The sequence below is a fragment of the uncultured Marivirga sp. genome, from assembly GCF_963974845.1.
Taxonomy (GTDB): domain Bacteria; phylum Bacteroidota; class Bacteroidia; order Cytophagales; family Cyclobacteriaceae; genus Marivirga; species Marivirga harenae.
In genome coordinates this window covers 11322-31989 of sequence record NZ_CAXBEQ010000003.1, presented here as the reverse complement: position 1 = coordinate 31989, position 20668 = coordinate 11322, and the positions used below count along the sequence as shown (strand labels likewise).

The following is a 20668-nucleotide window of genomic DNA, read 5'->3' as shown; positions in this document are numbered from 1 at the left end:
CCATGGCTAAGAAAAAATCAAATAAAAAAGGATTATATATTCTTATTGGAATAGTTGTTGTTTTAATCATTGCAGCAATAATAGGTAAAAAATCGGGCGTTATTGGGCAGCCTCCTTCTACTTCAGTTGAAGTAGATGACGTACAAAAGAGAACAATAATTGAAAAAGTAAATGCTAGTGGAACTGTACAACCTGTCGTAGAGGTGAAATTAAGCCCTGATGTTGCAGGTGAGATTACAGAATTGGCAGTAGAGGAAGGCGATCCAGTAAAAAAGGATGATTTATTGGTGAAAATTAGACCCGATAATTTTGTAAGTGCATTGGAAAGGGCAAAGGCTAATTTGAACCAACAAAAAGCTGGACTAGCGCAAGCAGAGGCTTCTCTGGAAAGAGCAAAAGCACAATTGACTCAATCTAGGCAAATCTTCGAACGTCAGAAAAAACTCTACGAAGAAAAAGTGATTTCTACAGCTGATTACGAATCGGCATTGGCTAATTATCAGGTATCTCAAAATGATAAATTAGCTGCAGAGAAAAGCGTTTTAGCTGCACGATATACGGTCAAAAGTAGTCAGGCTACTGTGGATGAATCAAGTGAAAACTTAAGAAGAACTACAATATATTCTCCAGTTGATGGAACTGTTTCTAAGTTGAGTGTTGAACTTGGTGAAAGAGTAGTAGGAACTCAACAAATGGCAGGTACAGAAATGATGAGAATTGCCAATTTGAATAATATGGAGGTGCGTGTAGATGTAAATGAGAATGATATTATCAGAATTAATATCGGTGATACCGCCAATATTGAAGTAGATTCATATACTTACATGGAGAAAGAATTCAAAGGGGTTGTAACTGCCATAGCCAATACGGCCAATGAAAAAGCTTCACAGGATGCAGTAACCGAATTTGAAGTGAAAGTGAAAATACTTAATTCTTCATACGAGGATTTAATCACCGAAGATGGAGATTCTCCATTCAGACCAGGAATGACGGCTAGTGTTGAAATTATGACGGAAACTAAGAAGGATATCTTAACTGTGCCGCTTTCTTCAGTTACTTTAAGAACTCCGGAAAACAAACAAGATTCCGCTGCCAAAGAAGTAGATGTTCGAACTCCTAAGAAAGAGAAAGAAGTTGTTTTTGTGGTACAGGACGATAATACCGTAAAAATGACAGAAGTAAAAACGGGCATTAGCGACTTTGAATTTATCCAAGTTGACGGGCTTAATGCTGGTCAAGCAGTAGTTAAAGGTCCTTTCTTAGCAATTTCTAAAACCCTCAAAGACGGAGATTTAGTGGAAGTGAAAAATAAAGAGAAAGCTAAAACAGAGGAATAGCAGATATTTAATTTTTAGGTAAGGAAATGGCAGTTTTTCAACTGCCATTTTTTATTGTAGCCCTAAAATAATTCCAGGAAAAAAATTTCCGAGTGTCAATAAAGAAGGTTCTTGGTTTTTAATTGATGTTAACTGATAATTGATAGCTGCTCCTAATTCCAAATACCGTTTTTTGGTTATTTTAAATCCATAAATCAATTCCGAACGCCAAATTCTTGGACCTTTTAAAAGCTTAACGTCTCGTGCTTTTTGTTGCCACACGGATGTGTTTATAGAAACAAATTTGGTTCTATAGGGGTCACTCCACTCCTTCTCTAAACCGTACGAAAATCCCCAAACGGGCATGCCAGAAATAGATAAATTATATCCAAACTGTACAATATTGCTGAAAAATCTACTTCCTGTTCCTAAAGAAATATTTGATAAAAACAGATCTGTTGAACGAAAACTTAAGTAACCATCACTTGCATCAATATTCAACAATCCCAAAGGGACTCCATTATTTTTCCCACTAATATTAATCAGCCCAATTTGATTCCCATTATTCACCTTACTGAAATTGATTAAACCAATCTGCCAGCTGTCACTGAACAAACTGCTGAATTCATGACCAAAACCTGCAGTTCTGGCATAATTAAATAGTCCCAATTGTAAGCCATTAGTTTGTCCATCCGAATAATTGAACAAGGGTGCAATCTGAAAACCTACCATACCTAGCTTAGTTGAATTGATCAAACCGGCTATTTGAGCGCCAACAAGATTTCGTGATTTATTAGTTAAAAAGCCAAGTTGGAATCCCGTAAAGCCAGACTCTACAATATTGAAAATTGAAATTTGAACCCCAGTCCCATCCCCAAAAGTTTTATTAGTAATTGTAGCAATTTGAAAGCCTCTGAACGTTTCTTGCAACTTTTCTTTAGGGTTCAACTTATTATTAACTCCCGATATATTGGCAAATCCAGCAAACTGTAGACCCAGAAACTTTTCATAATTATAATTGGAAATAAGCCCAATCTCTATACCACTCACACTTCCTGTAATACCTGAACTTAAGTTCAAGGATAACTTATAGTGTTGGGAAATTTCATCCGCAGAATGATTACTAAAACCAGGAAAAGCAGAAATATGAATGCTTGATTGCTTGGAATAGTACTGAGCGAATAAATTTGTCGAAATCAAGAAGAAAAGCAGTAAAACTATAAACTTAAAATTGGAGTCTCTTGCTCTTATTTTTTCTAGTCTTTTAATAATATCTTGCATCCTTTTAAGTTATAGTTTACGGCTATAGTTCAAATTTAGCTAAATCTTTAACAGCTGTAAACCAATCTTATTGTTAATGTACAGAATTACATACCTAATCATTATTATTTCATTATTCACTTCATGTGATGAGAAAGATGGTCAAGAAATTGATTTTACTACAATTGAGAAGAAAAAAATACAGCTAAACTTTGCAATGCGCGAGATGATTTCAACCACTCAATGTAAAAATATTGAAGGAACAGACTATCTTTTTCGCTTTATAGACTACCAATCGCAGCAGAAACCTCAAGCTTTAGAAATTATCAATTTAACAAGTGAAAGAGTCGAAAAGATTATTAATTTCCCGATGGAAGGTCCTAATGCTTTTGATGGTTTGGTCAATTTTCATGTACATAATTTCGATTCCATATTTTTCCATAATGAAGCTTTCCCGCTTACTTTCTACTTGACCGATACTAGCAAAGTAATAAAACAGAAGTGGGAAATTGAAGATATGGAAATAGGCGCTGGATGGTCGGCCAATTCAGCTCCATTTCTTATCGATGACAGATTGTACTTCCACAGCTTTTCCACGCAATCATTTTACCCTGATGAACAAGATTTTATTGAAAATGAGTTTTTAAGCTACTTGCATTTAAGGACTGGAGCAATAACACCAATCTCGTCTGTTGACTTCCCTAAAATATTCAAAGAGAATTTTAGAAATGGAAAATGGTTTCCATGGAGTGAAAGTCCTATTCTCCATCATTATAATAATAAAATGTTTGTAGGATTCATGATGAGTCCTGAGGTAACAAGCATTAAAGAAGGTCAAACTGAAAAAATTAAACTTGAAATCTCACAATCGAAACTAGCAGTGCCAGTTAGCATTGACATCAATGACTATGCTTCAAATTTTTACTCCTTAATTGGAAATTCGCAATTGAGTAAAATAATCTATGATCCATACCGAAAGAAATTAATTAGACTATTCAAACGCTCAATAGAAATTGGAGAAAATGAGGATAGAGAGTCTGTCTATTATCGTTCAAAATTCGATTTACTATTTTTCGATTTGAATGGAAAACTCGTAGCAACATTAGAATTGCCAAAAAACAAAATCAATCCTTCAGTTATAATTCCAACTGAAAAAGGTCTATTAATCAATACTGACAACCCCTTTAACCCAGAGAACCATGAAGACTATCTTGAGTTTAATCATATTAGCATTGATAATTTGCAATAATTTTCCAAGTAATGCGCAGACTGTCAACAACGGAAATCTTTTCTTTTGCAGAGCAAATGCAGATATGGGAAATATAATTCCTATCGATGATAAAGTAATCATTAGACCCAACAAAGCAAGCTCCCTATTATTATCCAATCGAAACGGTTTAATTGATGATACACTTAAAATGAAAAAAGAATGGGGGCCTGTAATGGGTGTTGTCGTTACTTCTGATTCCACCTTTTCAGTAGCCTTAGGAGCTCATGGGTTGGGAGTTCAGATTAAGAACAACAAGTTTTCAATGCTGGAAGAAATTCCATCTGTATTTTTTATTGAAGAGTATGAAACGGGAATGAAGATACCTATTGCAGATTATGTGGTTGGGATAACCCCTAATACCAATGCTCCAAGGAAACACAGTATTTATCAATTTGCACTAATCCATAAAGTAGACTCACAACTTTTAATTTTGAATGAACCACTTCCATTGAAAGCAAGGTACTATCAAGGAATGAGTCATTTAGCCGACTATTATGTTAGCGACAATAAACTAATTATTAATCATTCCGAAGCCAACGCTCTCATCATTCATGATTTAAAAAATGAACAAACTGAAATTAAAAGATTCCCTGAAATTGAAGACAAAAATAAGGAGATTTGGTATGCTATTGTAGATAATGCCAATGATGGTTTTTATCTAGTACGAAATCGAAAGAAAGAGGTAAATGAAGTCTACTCCTATAACTTAAAATCCAACGAGCTGCAATTTATTTTATCCACGGAGCATCATATTTCAAGCATCAATAAATCAAGAGCATTTTATCGAGAAAAAGACGAAGAGGGGGATATTTGCTTTTATTATATAGGCTTAGATCAAACTTCAAATTCTAGTGTTGAGGTTATAAAACTTGATGAGGTTACAATAGAGAATAATAATTGAGGTAGTGCCACTTTTCCTATTACCCTTCAATATTATATAAATCATATAATTAAAAATATATGCCATATATCATATAATATTAAATATACCATAATTGTCATATAATTTTGTATATTTGATAGTATGATAGCAGTAATAACTGGAGACATTATCAATTCTTCACACAGTAAAAATCAAGAATGGCTAAAACAGCTTAAGATAGGCTTAAATCAATTTGGTGGATCACCTAAAGATTGGGAGATTTTTAGAGGTGATAGTTTTCAACTTAGAGTAAGTATCGAAAAAGTACTATATACTGCATTTTACCTCAAAGCTTCCATAAAACAAATCAAAGGTAAAGATGTGCGGATGGCAATTGGAATTGGTAGAGAAATGCATAAATCTCAAAAAATAAGTGAATCTAATGGAGAGGCCTATCAAAATTCTGGAAAATGCTTTGAAAGCCTTAGAAAGGCAAATCTAATGATTAGAAGTTTCGATTCAGAATGGGACAATACTTTAAATTTAATGATAGCACTTTACTTGTTAACGGGGAACAAATGGACTCCGACAGAGGCGAATATCATCAAAACGGTATTTGAAAACCCCAGTAAAAACCAACAGGAAATAGCAGAAGAACTAAATAAAAAACAAGGAAATATCAGTGTAGCCTTGAAGAGAGCTGGCTTTGATGAATTAAACCAACTCATCACATACTATGAACAACAAACCCAACTTCTATGATTTCATTTCTCCTCAAAACCTTAGTGGCCCACGTACTAGGTGATTTTGTGTTTCAACCAGACCATTGGATAATAGACAAGCAACAAAAGAAAGCGAAATCAAAATTTCTTTATTTCCATATAATCATCCATGCAGCTGCTTTGTTGATTCTATTGCAACTGGATTCCCGATATTGGTTGGCTTTCTTGATAATTCCTATCAGTCATTATTTGATTGATATCATCAAAATCAATCTTGAAAAAAGTATTAACAGCAGATTCCTGTTTGCCTTAGACCAAATAGCTCATTTATCAGTGATCATTGGTTTAGGATCGTTTTATTATCCTGAACTGATCAATTTCAATTTTGAGCTTTCTAATAATGTACTGTTTTTATTACTAAATATTCTGCTGATCACCTACGGAGTTGCGGTTTTGATAAAAGTCATAATGTCAAAATGGGATTTGCCAGAAGACTCTGATTCTGATTCATTATCAAAAGCAGGAAAATACATCGGCATGTTAGAAAGGTTATTTGTTTTCAGTTTTGTGTTGATGGCAGAATGGCAAGCAATCGGTTTTCTTATTGCCGCAAAATCAGTATTTCGCTTCGGTGATTTATCAAGAGCCAAGGACCGAAAACTTACAGAATACATTTTAATTGGCACATTATTAAGTTTTGGTCTTGCTATTTTGGTAGGCTTTGTTTACAAAAACATGCTTACCCTTATCTGAATATCAACAATAGACAATTAAACAAAATTCTTAACAATCACTTTTCCATTTCGCTTTTTATGCTTTACTTTGATTCACTTATCCAGAAAGACTGAGGGATTGGGCCCTTTGAAGTCTTAGCAACCCTTCCAATGCATTTGCAAAAGGAAAAGGTGCTAACTCCCATCCAGGCGGATAGTCTGGTAAAGATAAGAAACAGCCTTTCTCACGGCACTTTCTGGATATAAAAATGATAAATATTCAGAATGAGTCGATTTTCAAAAGATATTTTAAAAGACAGAATTTTAGTGTTGGATGGTGCAATGGGCACCATGATTCAAAACTATAAACTCACGGAAGCTGATTACCGAGGAGAACGTTTTGCTGATTACCCCTCTGATTTAAAAGGTAATAATGACCTGTTGTCCCTTACACAGCCTGACATCATCAAGGATATTCATAGAGCTTACTTAAATGCTGGTGCTGACATCATCGAAACCAATACCTTTAGTGGCACTACCATTGCAATGGCAGACTATGATATGCAGGATTTGGTTTGGGAACTCAATGAGCAGTCAGCAAAAATTGCCAAAGAAGCAACCGAGGAATATTCCGATAAACCAAGATTTGTAGCAGGTTCGATTGGACCAACCAATAGAACTGCGTCCCTATCACCGGATGTAAATCGTCCGGGTTTCAGGGCTATTTCTTTTGATGAATTAAAGATTGCTTATAAACAACAAGCCGAAGCCTTGGCTGTTGGTGGAGTCGATATATTTTTGGTGGAAACTGTTTTTGATACCCTGAATTGTAAGGCTGCATTGATGGCAATTCAAGAACTCAATGATGAAAAAGGTATTGATATTCCAGTTATGGTTTCTGGCACCATTACCGATGCTAGTGGGAGAACGCTTTCCGGTCAGACTGTAGGAGCATTCTGGAACAGTATTCGTCATTTCCCTTTGCTAAGTGTAGGTTTTAACTGCGCATTAGGTGCAGACCAGCTAAAAGTCTATTTGCAACAATTGGCTAGAATTTCGGATGTTGCCATTTCTTGTCACCCTAACGCGGGCCTACCTAATGAATTTGGAGAATATGACGAAAGTCCAAGCCAAATGAGCAGTATTATTAAAAGCTATTTCGATGAAGGTTTGGTAAATATCATTGGAGGTTGTTGTGGTACTCAGCCAGAACATATTAAAGCCATTGCTGATTATGCTGCTCAATCTAAACCGCATAAAATAGCACCTCAACAGAAATTGATGCGACTTAGTGGACTAGAGCCATTGTCCATCACGCCTGAACTAAATTTTGTCAATATCGGAGAAAGGACCAATGTATCCGGATCGAAGAAATTTGCTCGATTAATTCGTGAAGAAAAATTTGAAGAGGCAGTGGATATCGCTATTGATCAAGTGGAAGGAGGCGCTCAGATAATAGACATCAATATGGATGACGGTATGCTGGATGCAGTAAATGTCTTGCCGAACTTTGTCAATCTTATTGCCTCAGAACCTGATATAGCACGACTTCCATTTATGATCGATTCTTCTAAGTGGGAAGTGATTGAGGCTGGTTTAAAATGCCTACAAGGAAAAGGAATTGTTAATTCTATTAGTCTGAAAGAAGGCGAAGAAGATTTAATAGCCAAAGCCAAAAAAATTAAGAGTTACGGTGCAGCTGTAGTTGTAATGGCCTTCGATGAAACTGGTCAAGCGGATACATTTGATAGAAAAGTCGAGGTTTGCAAGCGCTGTTATGATTTATTAGTAAATGAAGCTCAGTTTCCAGCTGAAGACATCATCTTCGATCCAAATATTCTGACCATCGGAACGGGGATGGAAGAGCATAATAACTATGCAGTAGACTTCATCGAAGCTGTGAAATGGATAAAAGAAAACCTACCTAATGCAAAAACCAGTGGTGGAGTCAGTAATATTTCATTTTCTTTTAGAGGTAACAATGTGGTAAGAGAAGCCATGCATTCAGCATTTTTGTATCACGCGATAAAAGCTGGACTAGATATGGGAATTGTTAATCCTGGCATGCTGGAGGTTTATGATGAAATAGATAAAGAACTATTGGATTACGTTGAGGATTTGCTTTTCAATAGAAGAGCTGATGCTACAGAAAGATTAATGTCCTATGCTGAAAATCTTAAGCCCGGAGAAAAAGCTGAAAAAGCTATGCAGGAATGGAGGAATTTGCATGTTAATAAAAGATTAGAACATGCATTAATAAAAGGTATCACGGAATATATAGAAGAAGATACAGAAGAATGTAGACTTCAGGCAGAGCGTCCGCTCGATGTTATCGAAGGGCCCTTAATGGACGGAATGAATGTAGTGGGTGATCTCTTCGGATCAGGAAAAATGTTCCTCCCACAAGTCGTGAAAAGCGCTAGGGTAATGAAGAAGGCGGTAGCCTACCTGCTACCTTACATAGAAGCAGCAAAAGACCCAAAAGCCAAAAGTGGCAACGGACGTATTTTAATGGCCACGGTAAAAGGTGATGTACATGACATTGGCAAAAACATCGTGTCAGTGGTATTGGCCTGTAATAATTATGAAATCATAGATTTGGGCGTAATGGTGCCTCTTCAAAAAATATTGGAAGAAGCGGAAAAACACCAAGTCGACATCATTGGACTAAGCGGATTGATAACACCTTCATTGGATGAAATGATTTATGTTGCGGAAGAGATGGAGAAACGAGGACTGAAAACTCCAGTTATGATTGGTGGGGCCACTACCTCTCGTATTCATACTGCGGTTAAAATAAAGCCTAATTATACAGGCCCTGTAATCCATGTCAATGATGCTTCGCGCTCTGTAACAGTAGCTGGCAAACTTTTAGGGAAAGATAAAGAAGATTTTTATGCTGAGATAGTAAAAGAATATGAAGAAGCAAAAGCTGGTCATGGCAAAAGAAGTGAAGCCAAGAATTATGTTAGCATAGAAGAAGCTAGAGCCAATAAATACCAAACCGATTGGGAAAACTATAAACCTCATGCTCCTCAAAAAATCGGCAGTGAGGTTTTGCATGATTATGATTTAAAGGAAATAGCCGAATACATTGACTGGACTCCTTTCTTCCAAACCTGGGAAATGAAAGGGCGATACCCAAAAATTCTGAATGATCCTGAGAAAGGTGTTGAAGCTCAAAAGCTATTTGATGACGCTCAACAAATGCTTCAAGATATCATAGACAATAAACAGCTAACTGCAAATGCCATTTTCGGACTCTATCCTGCGCATACAAAGAATCATGATAGCATCGAAGTTTTTGCTGATGCTAAAAAAACTGAAAAGCTAACTGAATTCCATACCCTCAGACAACAAAATAAAAAGGGTGAGAAAAATCCTAATTATGCCTTTTCTGATTTCCTTGCGCCTTCAGAAGCCAATTACACTGATTATGTAGGCTGTTTTGCAGTGACCACTGGAATTGGCTTGGATAAAATGACGGCCAAATACGAAGCCGACCATGATGATTACAGTAGCATTATGGCCAAAGCTTTGGCTGATAGATTGGCAGAAGCCTTTGCAGAACTATTGCATAAAAAAGTCAGGACAGAGTATTGGGGCTATGCTAAAGATGAAACCCTAGATAATGAAGGCTTGATTCGAGAGCAATACAAAGGCATTAGGCCGGCTCCTGGTTATCCTGGATGCCCAGATCATACGGAGAAAATCACCTTATTCAATTTGCTTGAGGTAGAAAAAAACACAGGAATCAGCTTAACAGAAAATTTAGCTATGTGGCCTACGGCTTCCGTTAGTGGTTTCTACTTTGGACACCCCGAAAGTCGGTATTTCGGTCTGGGGAAAATTGGAAAGGACCAAGTGGAAGATATTGCCAAACGTAAAAACCAATCATTTGAAGACATAGAACGGTGGCTGAGACCTAATTTAAATTATTGAAAAGTTCCTAGAACCTAGACACTAGATCATAGACTTCGTCTAGACTCTAGGTTCTTGAATCTAAAATCTAGAATATGAAAGTAACTGAACATATAGCAAACGCAAAAAAGACTGTATTCTCTTTTGAGATTTTACCTCCTTTAAAAGGACAGAACATTAAAGCACTGTTTGAGAACATAGAACCTCTAATGGAATTCAAGCCACCTTTTATTGACGTCACCTATCACAGAGAAGAATATGTGTACCGAGACAAAGGAAATGGTTTATTAGAAAAACGGACAACCAGGAAACGTCCTGGGACTGTAGGGATCTGTGCTGCTATTAAAAACAGATTCGATATCGATACTGTTCCGCATATTATCTGCGGTGGATTTAGCAAAGAAGAAACGGAGAATGCATTAATAGATCTTGATTTTTTAGGGATTGATTCTGTTTTGGTTTTACGGGGAGACCCCATAAAATCAGAAAATAAATTTGTACCAGATCCAAATGGTCATGCCTATGCTATTGATTTAATGGAACAAGTGGTAGGCATGAATCACGGGAAATATATTGATGAAGAATTGCAATCTGCAACACCGACTGACTTCTGTATAGGTGTTGCAGGATATCCTGAAAAGCATTTTGAGGCGCCAAGCATGAAATCAGATTTAAAAATCCTGAAACAGAAGGTAGAAAAAGGCGCTGAATATGTGGTTACTCAGATGTTTTTTGATAACCAAAAATACTTTGAATTTGTAAAGCTGTGTAGAGCAGAAGGGATAAATGTCCCCATCATTCCGGGTTTAAAGCCCATAACTTCTTTGAAGCAAATGAGTGCATTACCACGGACTTTCTATTTAGATTTACCAGATACTTTGGTTGATGAATTGGACAAATGCAGAGATAATGCTGCGGCAAAAGAAGTAGGCATAGATTGGTGCATACAACAATCAAAAGAATTGATTGAATTTGGTGCTCCATGCCTTCATTACTACTCTATGGGGAAATCGGATCCTATTTATAGGATTGCAGATGGAGTATTTTAAAGGTCAATTTTTCTAAACTTAAGAAAAACTGTTCTCTGAATAAGTAAACCTGTCAGGTTTAATCTACTGAAATCTGGAAAGAATTGATTGCTCTTTCAGATTTAATATTAAATCAAAAACCTGACAGGTTTATGGTAAAATAAGAATATACCGAATTGTTAGTTATACAATGCAGGAAATTGACCTGGATTGAATTCATGCATCATTTCATAAACTTTGTCAAATACATCTTCCACTTGTGGTTTACTGAAATAATCACCATCAGATGCATAAGCTGGTCTATGTTCATTTGATGTGATAGTTATCGGTTGAGCATCCAAGAATTTATATGCTTTTTGCTCCTCCAATACTTTTTGCATCATATATCCTGTTGCACCTCCAGGAACATCCTCGTCTGCAAAAACGACTCTATTGGTTTTCTTGATGGACTGTACTATGCTGTGGTCAATATCAAAAGGAAGCAATGACTGTACGTCTATTATTTCACAAGAAATACCCTGATCAGCTAACAGACTAGCTGCATCCATTACGACCCTGCACATTGAACCATAAGTTACAATGGTAACATCTGCCCCTTCTCTAATCACTTCTGGTTGTCCTAATGGTACGGTAAATTCACCCACATTTTCTGGCAGTGACTCTTTTAATCTGTATCCATTCAAACATTCAATAATTAATGCAGGATCATCTGATTGAAGCATAGTATTATAAAAACCAGCTGCTTGTGTCATGTTTCTTGGAACTAAAACATATATCCCACGAATGGAATTTAATATCATACCCATCGGAGAACCCGAATGCCAAACGCCTTCTAATCTATGACCTCTAGTTCGGATAATCAATGGAGATTTTTGACCTCCTTTTGTTCTATATTGTAGGCAAGCCAAATCATCTGATAAAATCTGAATAGCATACAATAAATAATCTAGGTACTGAATTTCAGCAATCGGTCTAAGCCCTCTAAGCGCTGCACCAATTCCCTGCCCGATGATTGTACATTCCCTAATTCCTGTATCCATCACCCTCAATTCGCCATACTTATCCTGCAATCCCGCAAAAGCTTGATTTACATCTCCTATTTTACCCACATCTTCACCAAATGCAAATACTCTTGGATCTCTAGCCAACGCAGCATCAAAACAAGCTTGCAGTACTTCCCTACCGTCTACTTTCTTAGGATCGTTTGAATATTCAGTCTGAATTACTTCTACATTTAGAGCTGATTCTTCAGACTGGCTATATAAATGAGAGCTATAACGATCATGCCCTTCTTCAGTAACTGCATTTAACCAATTGATTACTTTTTGCTTTGCTTCACCCTCATGGGATATAACCAATCTCAAAGACTTCTTCATCGCCTTGATATTATCCAACCTTAGTGGGTTCATGGCAGATTTCAATTCAGCAGCTATTTCTGAAATTTCATTATTCCCAGCTTCTTCTGCCAAATTATTTAGTAAGTCCAGTGCTTCTTTCTGCTGATCTTTTATTTCACCAATAAAAGCTTTCCATGCAGCATCTTTAGCATCTTTTGCAGTTTTTTTAGCTTCATTTTCTATCTCGTCAAGTTCTTTCTCAGATGCTATCTTTTGGACCAGGATATATTTTCTGAATTGAATCAAACAATCATATTCAGCTTCCCATTCTAATCTCTCTTTTGACTTATATCGTTCATGTGATCCAGAGGTGGAGTGCCCTTGCGGTTGCGTCATTTCCAAAACATGCACCATTGTGGGAACATGTTCTTCACGAGAAATTTTAGCAGCTTTCTGGTAGGTTTCTACCAAAGCTTCGTAATCCCAACCCCGTACCGTTAATATCTCATATCCATTTTTATCTTTGGACCTTTGAAAACCTGCTAAAGCTTCAGAAATACTGCCTTTGGTCGTATGGAATTCCTGCGGAACGCTAATTCCGTAGTGATCATCCCATATAGAAATTAACATAGGAATCTGTAAAACTCCTGCAGCGTTGATGGATTCGTAAAACATCCCTTCTGAAGTGGAGGCATTTCCTATCGTCCCAAAAGCAACCTCATTACCATTTATAGAATATTGCTCAAATTCCTTCTTATTTAACTCCTTGTTTTCTCTAAATAATTTTGATGCAAAACCTAAACCCACCAATCTTGGCATTTGCGCTGCAGTAGGAGAAACATCAGAAGAACTATTCTTACTTTCTGTTAATTTTGTATACTTCCCAGCTTCATCCAGCATTCTTGTAGCAAAGTGGCCATTCATTAAACGGCCAGCAGAAGCAGGGTCTGCATTTACATCAGTATGCGCATATAGTTGTGCAAAATATTCTTGTATTCCTAACTCTCCGACGGCAAACATAAAAGTTTGATCACGATAATAACCGGATCGAAAGTCTCCATTTTGGAAAGATTTAGCCATAGCTAGTTGTGCTAACTCTTTGCCGTCACCAAATATTCCGAACTTGGCTTTGCCCATGAAAACCTCTTTTCGTCCCATAAGACTAGCATGTCTACTCTCCCATCCTAAACGAAAATCATTTAAAATCTCTTCCTTCGAAATACTAACTTTATTCTTCTTATTGCTTTTGGTGGTTGTCATCAGCTCTCTTTTTATTAAAAATACAGCTCACTTTAAAAGTAAGTTCAACAAAAATAACCAAAATGATGAGGCTTTCAAATCCTAATATACCAGTTAAGCCTAACAAGTGTTTGGAAAGCATATGTCAGGTTATATTTTTGGCTTTTTTCATTCTGTCAAAATAATATTTCACCAAACATTAACGAACTATAGGTAATCAAAATAAAATATTAATTTGATTTAAAATTTATTCAATAAACGCACTTAAAAAACCCTTAGCAAATACAGGAATTTCTATTGTTTGCTTTATATTTGCCCCCATTAGGAAACATTAAAATTATTTTGTTATGATCATTGGGGTACCAAAAGAAATCAAAAACAACGAGAACCGTGTCGCTTTGACACCGGCCGGTACACAGGAGCTGACCAAAAGAGGTCATCAGGTATTCGTACAGGCAACTGCAGGTGAAGGTAGCGGTTTCTTAGATGAAGATTATGTAGCATCAGGTGCTCAAATTTTACCTGACATTCAAAGCACTTATGCGAAAGCTGAGATGATTATGAAGGTAAAAGAGCCTATTGAAGAGGAATATGAATTGATCAAAGAAGATCAGTTAGTATTCACTTATTTCCACTTTGCCGCTTATGAAGATTTGACAAAGGCAATGATCAAAAACAAATCAATTTGTTTGGCCTATGAGACAGTAGAAAAAGCAGACAAAAGTTTGCCCCTTTTGGTACCAATGTCTGAAGTTGCTGGTAGAATGTCTATACAAGAAGGAGCAAAGTACTTAGAAAAACCGTTAAAAGGGAGAGGTATTTTATTAGGTGGAGTACCAGGTGTACGACCAGCAAAAGTGATGATTTTAGGTGGCGGAGTTGTAGGTACTAATGCTGCTAAAATGGCTGCCGGAATGGGTGCTGATGTAACTATAATGGATGTAAACTTACAGCGTTTACGATATTTAGATGATGTAATGCCTGCAAACGTCAATACTTTCATGTCTAGTGAATACAATATTCGTGAAATGCTACATAGAGTGGATCTAATAGTAGGAGCTGTGTTGATCCCAGGTGGAAAAGCACCACATTTAATTACTAGAGATATGTTAAAAGAAATGAGGCCTGGAACAGTACTTGTTGATGTAGCCGTAGATCAAGGTGGATGTATTGAAACTTGTAAGCCAACTACTCACCAAGACCCGACTTATATCATTGATGATGTAGTTCACTATTGTGTGGCTAACATGCCAGGTGCTGTGCCGTACACTTCTACTTTAGCTTTAACAAACGCCACTTTACCTTATGCAATCCAATTGGCAGAAAAGGGCTGGGTAAAAGCTTGTCAGGATAACAGAGATTTAGCATTAGGATTGAACATCATCAAAGGTGATGTAGTATATGATGCGGTTGCGGAAGCCTATGACATAGAACATGTTCCCTTTGAGAAATACTTAGGAAACGTTTGGAATAAAATATAAAAAATAGTCAATATCTATTTTATTTGAGATCCCGTTTGTTTTGGCAAGCGGGATTTTTTTTGCTACTAAAACATCAAGGGATGTAAGCTTTCCGAATATCAACTATAAAAACTGAGGAAGAGAAAGTTTACAAGCAGCATTGAGCTGATAATTCAATACCCTCGTCTTCACCAATAAAATATTCGTCCACAACAACGGTATATCTATCGATTCTCTTCCTAAATCTCCTGTTATCAACCAGATGTATGTTTGCCATAAAATTCACTAAAACTAGAAAATTTCCCAACGTAATTTTGCCATTACTAATAATAATAAATTACAATAATGCGATTTTTTACACTATTTACCCTACTCTTAATTTCAGTGCTAAGCAAAACTACGGCAATAGCACAGAATGTTTCCGATTATCAGTTTGAAGCAAATATTGAAGCTTATCAGGAAATTACTGGTGGTACCGTAATTACAAATAGCAACAATGCTAATGATGTTTTTTACAACAATATCAATATCGGATTTGATTTCACTTTTGGAGGTCAAACCTTTAATCAGATCGGTGTTAGTACCAATGGGTTTGCTAGCTTTTCAAATGGGAATGGAGTTACTTATCCACTTGAAGAAGGATTAGAAAATTCAATAAGTCCGTTCTCTGGGGACCTACATGCTCAGGACAATTCAGAAATTAGGATTAGGACTTTTGGAAGTGCTCCAAATAGAAGAGCAGTGATTCAGTGGAAGAATTATGCATCATACTACTTTAGAAATTTAGGCTTCTTCGGAACTTACACAGCACTAGGCGGCAGTTACAACTTTCAAATTGAATTAAGGGAAAATAATAATGCAATAGCATTCCATTACGGTAACTTCACTCATCCAAATAATTATAATTTTTGGTGGGGCAATCCAAGCGCGAACACAGAAGTCCAAGTTTCAGTAAATTCAGCAATAACGGATTTGCAAAATAGAACTGGGGCAAATTCCAATTGGAATGAAAACAATACATCTAATTCGAATAATAGAAATTCAAAAGTAAGATTAGAACAGGATATTATTCCGTCTAATGGTCTGAAATTTACCTATGTCCCTCAAGATAGTGACCTTGGCATTAATGTTTTTCCTAATGTGGCTGAATTGTGTGCTGACCAGGAATACCTCTATTCTGTAGAATTGGCAAATACTTCTTCCGCTGCTAACTCTAATATCGAGGTAAATTTTGATGTTCCTGCGGGAACTTCGTTTGTATCTGCAAACGCAACTGCTGGAAGCTATAATAAATCCACTGGTATATATACAATAAATAACCTGCCTGGCAATGAAACTGCAGTATTGGAAGTAATTGTAACGGTCAATGCAGGTATGGAGGGAAGCAATATTGCAGCAAATGCAGAAATAATTTCCGCAGATGCCAGCGATCCAGATTTAAGCAATAACACTTCTTCAGTCAATTTATCTGTAGGAAATAATAGTAGTCCACAATTATCCGACTTTAGCAATCAAACTGCTCCATACAATGGAGTATCTGCTCCTATAGCTTTTACAGTTTCAGATATAGAAACTGCGGCTGATGATTTAATTATTTCTGTTAACTCATCGAATCAAACACTACTACCTAATGGGAACATTAGCTTGACTGGCAGTGGTGAAAATAGGGAACTAGTGCTACAACCTTCATTAAATCAGTTTGGTATAGCAACCGTTACAATCGAACTGTCCGATGGTACATGCCCGATCATCAAAACTTTTGAAGTAGAAGTATTCAGACAGATTTTCAATAATTTTGAGGCTGCTAAAATTGTAGTTGGACAACCCGATTTTACTTCCGGCTCAACGACAGCTTCTAACATAGTGGCTCCAGGCTCCAATAGTTCTGCGGTAAGTGTAAAAGGGGTATTGGCTGTAGGTTCGCAAACTACCAATAGAGTCTTAATTTGGAATTCTGTTCCTAGCTCGAATGGTGAACCTGCTGACATAGTGGTCGGTCAATCCAATTTCACTAACAATGTATCAGCTACTAGAAACAATAGATTATGGAACCCGAACGGAGTGGCTTTTAGTCCAGATGGTAATAAACTATTAATTGCTGACTCATATAATAATAGAATATTAATTTTTAATGAAATACCGACCACCAATAATGCTCAAGCAGATGTTGTTATTGGACAAGGTGGTTTTGGCACCAGGGATCCAGGTGCAGGTAGAAATGGATTGAATTATCCTACTGATATTCAAATCACACCTAGTGGTAAAATGATTGTTACTGATAGAGGAAACAATAGAATATTAATTTATAATAAAATACCCACTTCCAATAATGAAGAAGCAGATGTTTTAATTGGTCAGACTGGATGGAATAATACAGGAAGAGGTACTGCTCGTAATAGAATTGGTGATCCTTGGAATACCTCTATATCTCCTGATGGTAAACTACTGATTGCAGAGGATTATAATTATAGAATTCTCGTTTTCAACTCTATTCCTACCACAGATGGAGCTAATGCAGACATAGTGGTGGGTCAAGATGCTTTCAATACGCGAACTAGCGGTGTAAGTGCGACAAAATTTAGTTTCCCAGGGGTTACGGTTTCGCCATCAGGTGTTATGGCTATAGCTGATTTTAATAACCATCGAGCACTAATCTTCAACGAAATACCAACTACCAATGGCGCTAGTGCTGATGTGGTTTTAGGTCAAAGAGATTTTAATGAAGCAATCCGTTTCAATAATGGAAGTGGGGTAACAGGTTCACCCAATGCCAGAAACATGGATACGCCTTATGGTATTAATTTTGATTTAAATGAAAGACTCTATATTAATGGTGCAGGCATGAACCGAATGATGATTTTTGGTGAAACTCCTTCCCAAGTATCAGATTTATCTATCGCTTTTACTTCTGACTCAAACACACCGTGTGTGAATAGTGTGGTTACCTACGAAGTTAGTGTTTACAATAATGGTCCTAATAATGCTACTAATGTCGTGGTAACTTCGGCTCTTCCTTCCGGTTTTACTCCTTCTGAGTCTGATGCACAGAAAGGGACATACAATCAAGAAAGTGGCTTCTGGAGAATTCCTTTAATTGAAAATGGAGAGACTGTCACTTTACAGATGACTGGTACTGTTAACGCTGGCGAAAACTTAAATTCCATTACTGCTTATGCAAGTGTAAGATCATATAATCAAAATGATTCGGACTTCACTAATAATTCAGGAAGTGTAGAAGTAAGTGTGTTGGATAATGAAGCGCCAACCATGAACGAATTTGAAGATGTTATTTTAGACATCAGTACGGCTTCTCCCAACATTAATTTTACCGTAGATGACGCCAATGTTGCTGAAAGTACATTGACAGTATCTGCATCTAGTTCAGATCAGTCACTAGTCAAAGACGAAAATATTACTTTGGGAGGTTCAAATGCCAATAGGTTTATTCAAATAACGCCAGAGAACGGTCAATTTGGTTTAGTAACCATTAGTGTAACAGTAGAAGATGGTACTTGCAGCACTACTCAAACTTTTGAATTATTTGTTGGTAATATTTGGCTAGGAAACACCAGCGTTTGGGACGCTGCTAGCAATTGGTCCGCGGGAATACCAACGGATTTGATTTCAGCTGTTATTCCAAACAATCCATTAGGAGGCAATTTTCCTGTCATAAATGGAACAGCAACTGTGAATAATTTAATTATAAATAGTAATGCACAGATCACAGTAAATGCAGGTAGAAATCTTAATATTCATGGGAATTTCATCAATCGTGGTCCTGAATATACAGGTAATGGTTCTGTAAGTATGGTGGGGAGCGCTACTCAATGGCTGATGGGAAAAGTCAATGGCCTGATCATTAATAACGGCAGTGGCGTCAATTTAGAGGATGATTTATCTACAAATAGACCTATCAATATTCAAAGCGGACAAATGGTGGTGGGAGATAATAGTTTGACGATCAGAAACGCTATAGCAGGAAATCCGCAAAACCTAATTATGGACGGAACATCTTCACTGGTAGTGAGCGGGACTTCAGCAGGAATTTCTATTCCTTCTCACATTACTATTCTTGAGGATTTGCAGCTAGAAAATGGAAGTGGATTAGTTCTAACAAACTCATTGCAAATTATTGATTCCTTGAAACTATATGCAGGAACTTTAACTCTGGGAAGCAACAATTTAGATTTGTTGGGTTATAGCCATTCCATTAATGGTGAAATATCATCCAGTGTGGGAGCTGAACTATCTGTCAATGCTATTGGAAATGCGGGAAAAATCGTATTCGATAATACAGAAAATGTACTAAGCAATTTATCAATTAATGCAACTGGAGGTACTTTTGAAATTGAAAACTCGGTGATTATTAATAATCAATTAAACCTAAATGATGGTAAACTTATCATTTCAAATGGCTTCATCCAGGTCGAAAACACTGCTAGAAATGGAATTCTTGTAAGCGATAATTCTTACATAGTGGGGACTTTAAGAAGATGTGTTGCAACTGGAATCGACTATCAACTACCTGTTGGTTCAGCAGCATATAAACAAGAAGTAAAAATAAATTTCAACAGCATGTCAGAAAGCACTTGTATTGATGTAAGCTTCACTGAAAACAGTAGCGATCCAGATTTTGCAAATATTTCTGGCTTAAATTTGTCAGTAAATGGTAATGCAATTGAACAAGTATTAGATTACGGCTTCTGGACAATTACACCAACAAATTCAGCTGGCACATATAATTACAATATTTCAGTTACATCCCAAGGGCATGTGAACGGAAATGAAACCGGAAATCATATTTTACTAAAAAGAGAGAATTCTGCATCAAGTTGGGAAGTATTAGGTGATTATTCACCTGCAGATGAAAGTGGAAGTTTCACCGACCCAATCACAGTTAGCCGTTCGAATTTAAATGGTTTCAGTGATTTTGCTGTGGGTGCATCCTCAGAAGGAGCTTTGCCTGTGGAGTTCCTTGGTCTTGATATAGAACAAAAACAAACTGGCGTGTTAGTCAAATGGTCCACTGCATCAGAGAAAAATAATTCCCACTTTGAAATTCAAAAATCCTCAAATGGAAAAGATTTTGAAACCATTGGTACAGTAGAAGGCAATGGAAATAGCTCTAACGTAATTGAGTATGATTTCATTGATTATAGTTCTCACGGAAATGTTTCCTATTACAGATTACAGCAATTTGATTATGACGGAAAATCTGAATATTCACCAGTAGTAAAAATTGAATTTGAGTCTAGACTTTTTAACATCAAACTATACCCTAATCCGGCTACGCATCAAATAAATATAAATTTCGAGCAAGAGGTGGGAAATACTTCAATACAAATCATAAATATGAATGGACAAACAGTGAAGAAAAAGAGTTTGGAAGGCGGGAAAAGTATTCAGATGGACATTTCAGATCTAGCCAATGGCTATTATCAAATCATAATATGGTCACAAACTGAGAAAGGCATGGTCTCTAGCAAGTCAAAATTATTAAAGAAATGATGTTGGAAATTAGAAAAGAGCTCAAAATGAGC

12 protein-coding genes and 1 riboswitch are annotated in these 20668 nt (G+C 36.6%); of the genes, 9 read left to right on the top strand and 3 right to left on the bottom strand.

Features of this window, described 5'->3' with window-relative positions:
* Positions 1 to 2 precede the first annotated feature (2 nt).
* Positions 3 to 1337 carry an efflux RND transporter periplasmic adaptor subunit gene (locus AAC601_RS07835; RefSeq protein WP_303268544.1) on the top strand — a complete coding sequence of 445 codons (1335 nt, stop codon included), beginning with the start codon at positions 3 to 5 and terminating at the stop codon, positions 1335 to 1337.
* Positions 1338 to 1388: 51 nt separating this feature from the next.
* Here the strand turns inward: AAC601_RS07835 and AAC601_RS07830 are convergent, their stop codons facing one another.
* On the bottom strand, positions 1389 to 2597 hold the full coding sequence (locus AAC601_RS07830; protein ID WP_303268542.1) for a hypothetical protein: 1209 nt from the start codon (positions 2595 to 2597) through the stop codon (positions 1389 to 1391).
* Positions 2598 to 2673: 76 nt separating this feature from the next.
* On the opposite strand from AAC601_RS07830, the gene AAC601_RS07825 reads away from it, so the two are divergent.
* The 6 genes from AAC601_RS07825 (at position 2674) to metF (ending at position 11113) form a co-directional block, all read left to right on the top strand.
* Positions 2674 to 3825, top strand: a complete 1152-nt coding sequence (locus tag AAC601_RS07825) for a DUF4221 family protein (protein ID WP_303268540.1) — start codon at positions 2674 to 2676, stop codon at positions 3823 to 3825.
* Entirely contained in the window at positions 3776 to 4747 is a 972-nt protein-coding gene (locus AAC601_RS07820) for a hypothetical protein (protein WP_303268538.1), read from the top strand. The genes AAC601_RS07825 and AAC601_RS07820 overlap by 50 nt, the downstream gene beginning before the upstream one ends.
* Positions 4748 to 4870: 123 nt before the next feature.
* Positions 4871 to 5470 carry a transcriptional regulator gene (locus AAC601_RS07815; protein ID WP_303268536.1) on the top strand — a complete coding sequence of 200 codons (600 nt, stop codon included), beginning with the start codon at positions 4871 to 4873 and terminating at the stop codon, positions 5468 to 5470.
* On the top strand, positions 5467 to 6183 hold the full coding sequence (locus tag AAC601_RS07810; protein WP_303268534.1) for a DUF3307 domain-containing protein: 717 nt from the start codon (positions 5467 to 5469) through the stop codon (positions 6181 to 6183). Before AAC601_RS07815 ends, AAC601_RS07810 begins: the two co-directional genes overlap by 4 nt.
* A gap of 75 nt (positions 6184 to 6258) precedes the next feature.
* Positions 6259 to 6378, top strand: a riboswitch (SAM riboswitch).
* A gap of 50 nt (positions 6379 to 6428) precedes the next feature.
* On the top strand, positions 6429 to 10085 hold the full coding sequence (gene metH, locus AAC601_RS07805) for a methionine synthase (protein ID WP_340152961.1): 3657 nt from the start codon (positions 6429 to 6431) through the stop codon (positions 10083 to 10085).
* Positions 10086 to 10159: 74 nt separating this feature from the next.
* Positions 10160 to 11113 (top strand): methylenetetrahydrofolate reductase [NAD(P)H], encoded by a 954-nt coding sequence (metF, locus tag AAC601_RS07800; protein ID WP_303268530.1) that lies wholly within the window; start codon positions 10160 to 10162, stop codon positions 11111 to 11113.
* A 158-nt stretch (positions 11114 to 11271) separates the two neighbouring features.
* Here the strand turns inward: metF and AAC601_RS07795 are convergent, their stop codons facing one another.
* Positions 11272 to 13689 carry a thiamine pyrophosphate-dependent enzyme gene (locus AAC601_RS07795; RefSeq protein ID WP_340152960.1) on the bottom strand — a complete coding sequence of 806 codons (2418 nt, stop codon included), beginning with the start codon at positions 13687 to 13689 and terminating at the stop codon, positions 11272 to 11274.
* Between the two features lie 326 nt (positions 13690 to 14015).
* Between AAC601_RS07795 and ald the strand changes: the two genes are divergently transcribed.
* Entirely contained in the window at positions 14016 to 15149 is a 1134-nt protein-coding gene (ald, locus tag AAC601_RS07790) for an alanine dehydrogenase (RefSeq protein WP_303268527.1), read from the top strand.
* A 127-nt stretch (positions 15150 to 15276) separates the two neighbouring features.
* On the opposite strand, the gene AAC601_RS07785 is transcribed toward ald, so the two are convergent.
* The gene (locus AAC601_RS07785) at positions 15277 to 15405 is read right to left on the bottom strand and encodes a hypothetical protein (RefSeq protein WP_303268525.1); all 129 of its coding nucleotides are present in this window, start codon (positions 15403 to 15405) and stop codon (positions 15277 to 15279) included.
* Between the two features lie 68 nt (positions 15406 to 15473).
* Between AAC601_RS07785 and AAC601_RS07780 the strand changes: the two genes are divergently transcribed.
* A complete protein-coding gene (locus tag AAC601_RS07780) occupies positions 15474 to 20636 on the top strand; it encodes a T9SS type A sorting domain-containing protein (RefSeq protein ID WP_303268524.1) in 5163 nt (1720 codons plus the stop codon).
* Positions 20637 to 20668 lie beyond the last annotated feature (32 nt).

What these genes read in the sequence shown, in the direction of transcription:
- AAC601_RS07780 (WP_303268524.1), top strand. Translation starts at nt 15,474, where the DNA reads ATGCGATTTTTTACACTATTTACCCTACTCTTAATTTCAGTGCTAAGC.
- AAC601_RS07830 (WP_303268542.1), bottom strand. Translation starts at nt 2,597, where the DNA reads ATGCAAGATATTATTAAAAGACTAGAAAAAATAAGAGCAAGAGACTCC.
- AAC601_RS07815 (WP_303268536.1), top strand. Translation starts at nt 4,871, where the DNA reads ATGATAGCAGTAATAACTGGAGACATTATCAATTCTTCACACAGTAAA.
- AAC601_RS07810 (WP_303268534.1), top strand. Translation starts at nt 5,467, where the DNA reads ATGATTTCATTTCTCCTCAAAACCTTAGTGGCCCACGTACTAGGTGAT.
- metH (WP_340152961.1), top strand. Translation starts at nt 6,429, where the DNA reads ATGAGTCGATTTTCAAAAGATATTTTAAAAGACAGAATTTTAGTGTTG.
- AAC601_RS07835 (WP_303268544.1), top strand. Translation starts at nt 3, where the DNA reads ATGGCTAAGAAAAAATCAAATAAAAAAGGATTATATATTCTTATTGGA.
- AAC601_RS07825 (WP_303268540.1), top strand. Translation starts at nt 2,674, where the DNA reads ATGTACAGAATTACATACCTAATCATTATTATTTCATTATTCACTTCA.
- AAC601_RS07795 (WP_340152960.1), bottom strand. Translation starts at nt 13,689, where the DNA reads ATGACAACCACCAAAAGCAATAAGAAGAATAAAGTTAGTATTTCGAAG.
- ald (WP_303268527.1), top strand. Translation starts at nt 14,016, where the DNA reads ATGATCATTGGGGTACCAAAAGAAATCAAAAACAACGAGAACCGTGTC.
- AAC601_RS07785 (WP_303268525.1), bottom strand. Translation starts at nt 15,405, where the DNA reads ATGGCAAACATACATCTGGTTGATAACAGGAGATTTAGGAAGAGAATC.
- metF (WP_303268530.1), top strand. Translation starts at nt 10,160, where the DNA reads ATGAAAGTAACTGAACATATAGCAAACGCAAAAAAGACTGTATTCTCT.
- AAC601_RS07820 (WP_303268538.1), top strand. Translation starts at nt 3,776, where the DNA reads ATGAAGACTATCTTGAGTTTAATCATATTAGCATTGATAATTTGCAAT.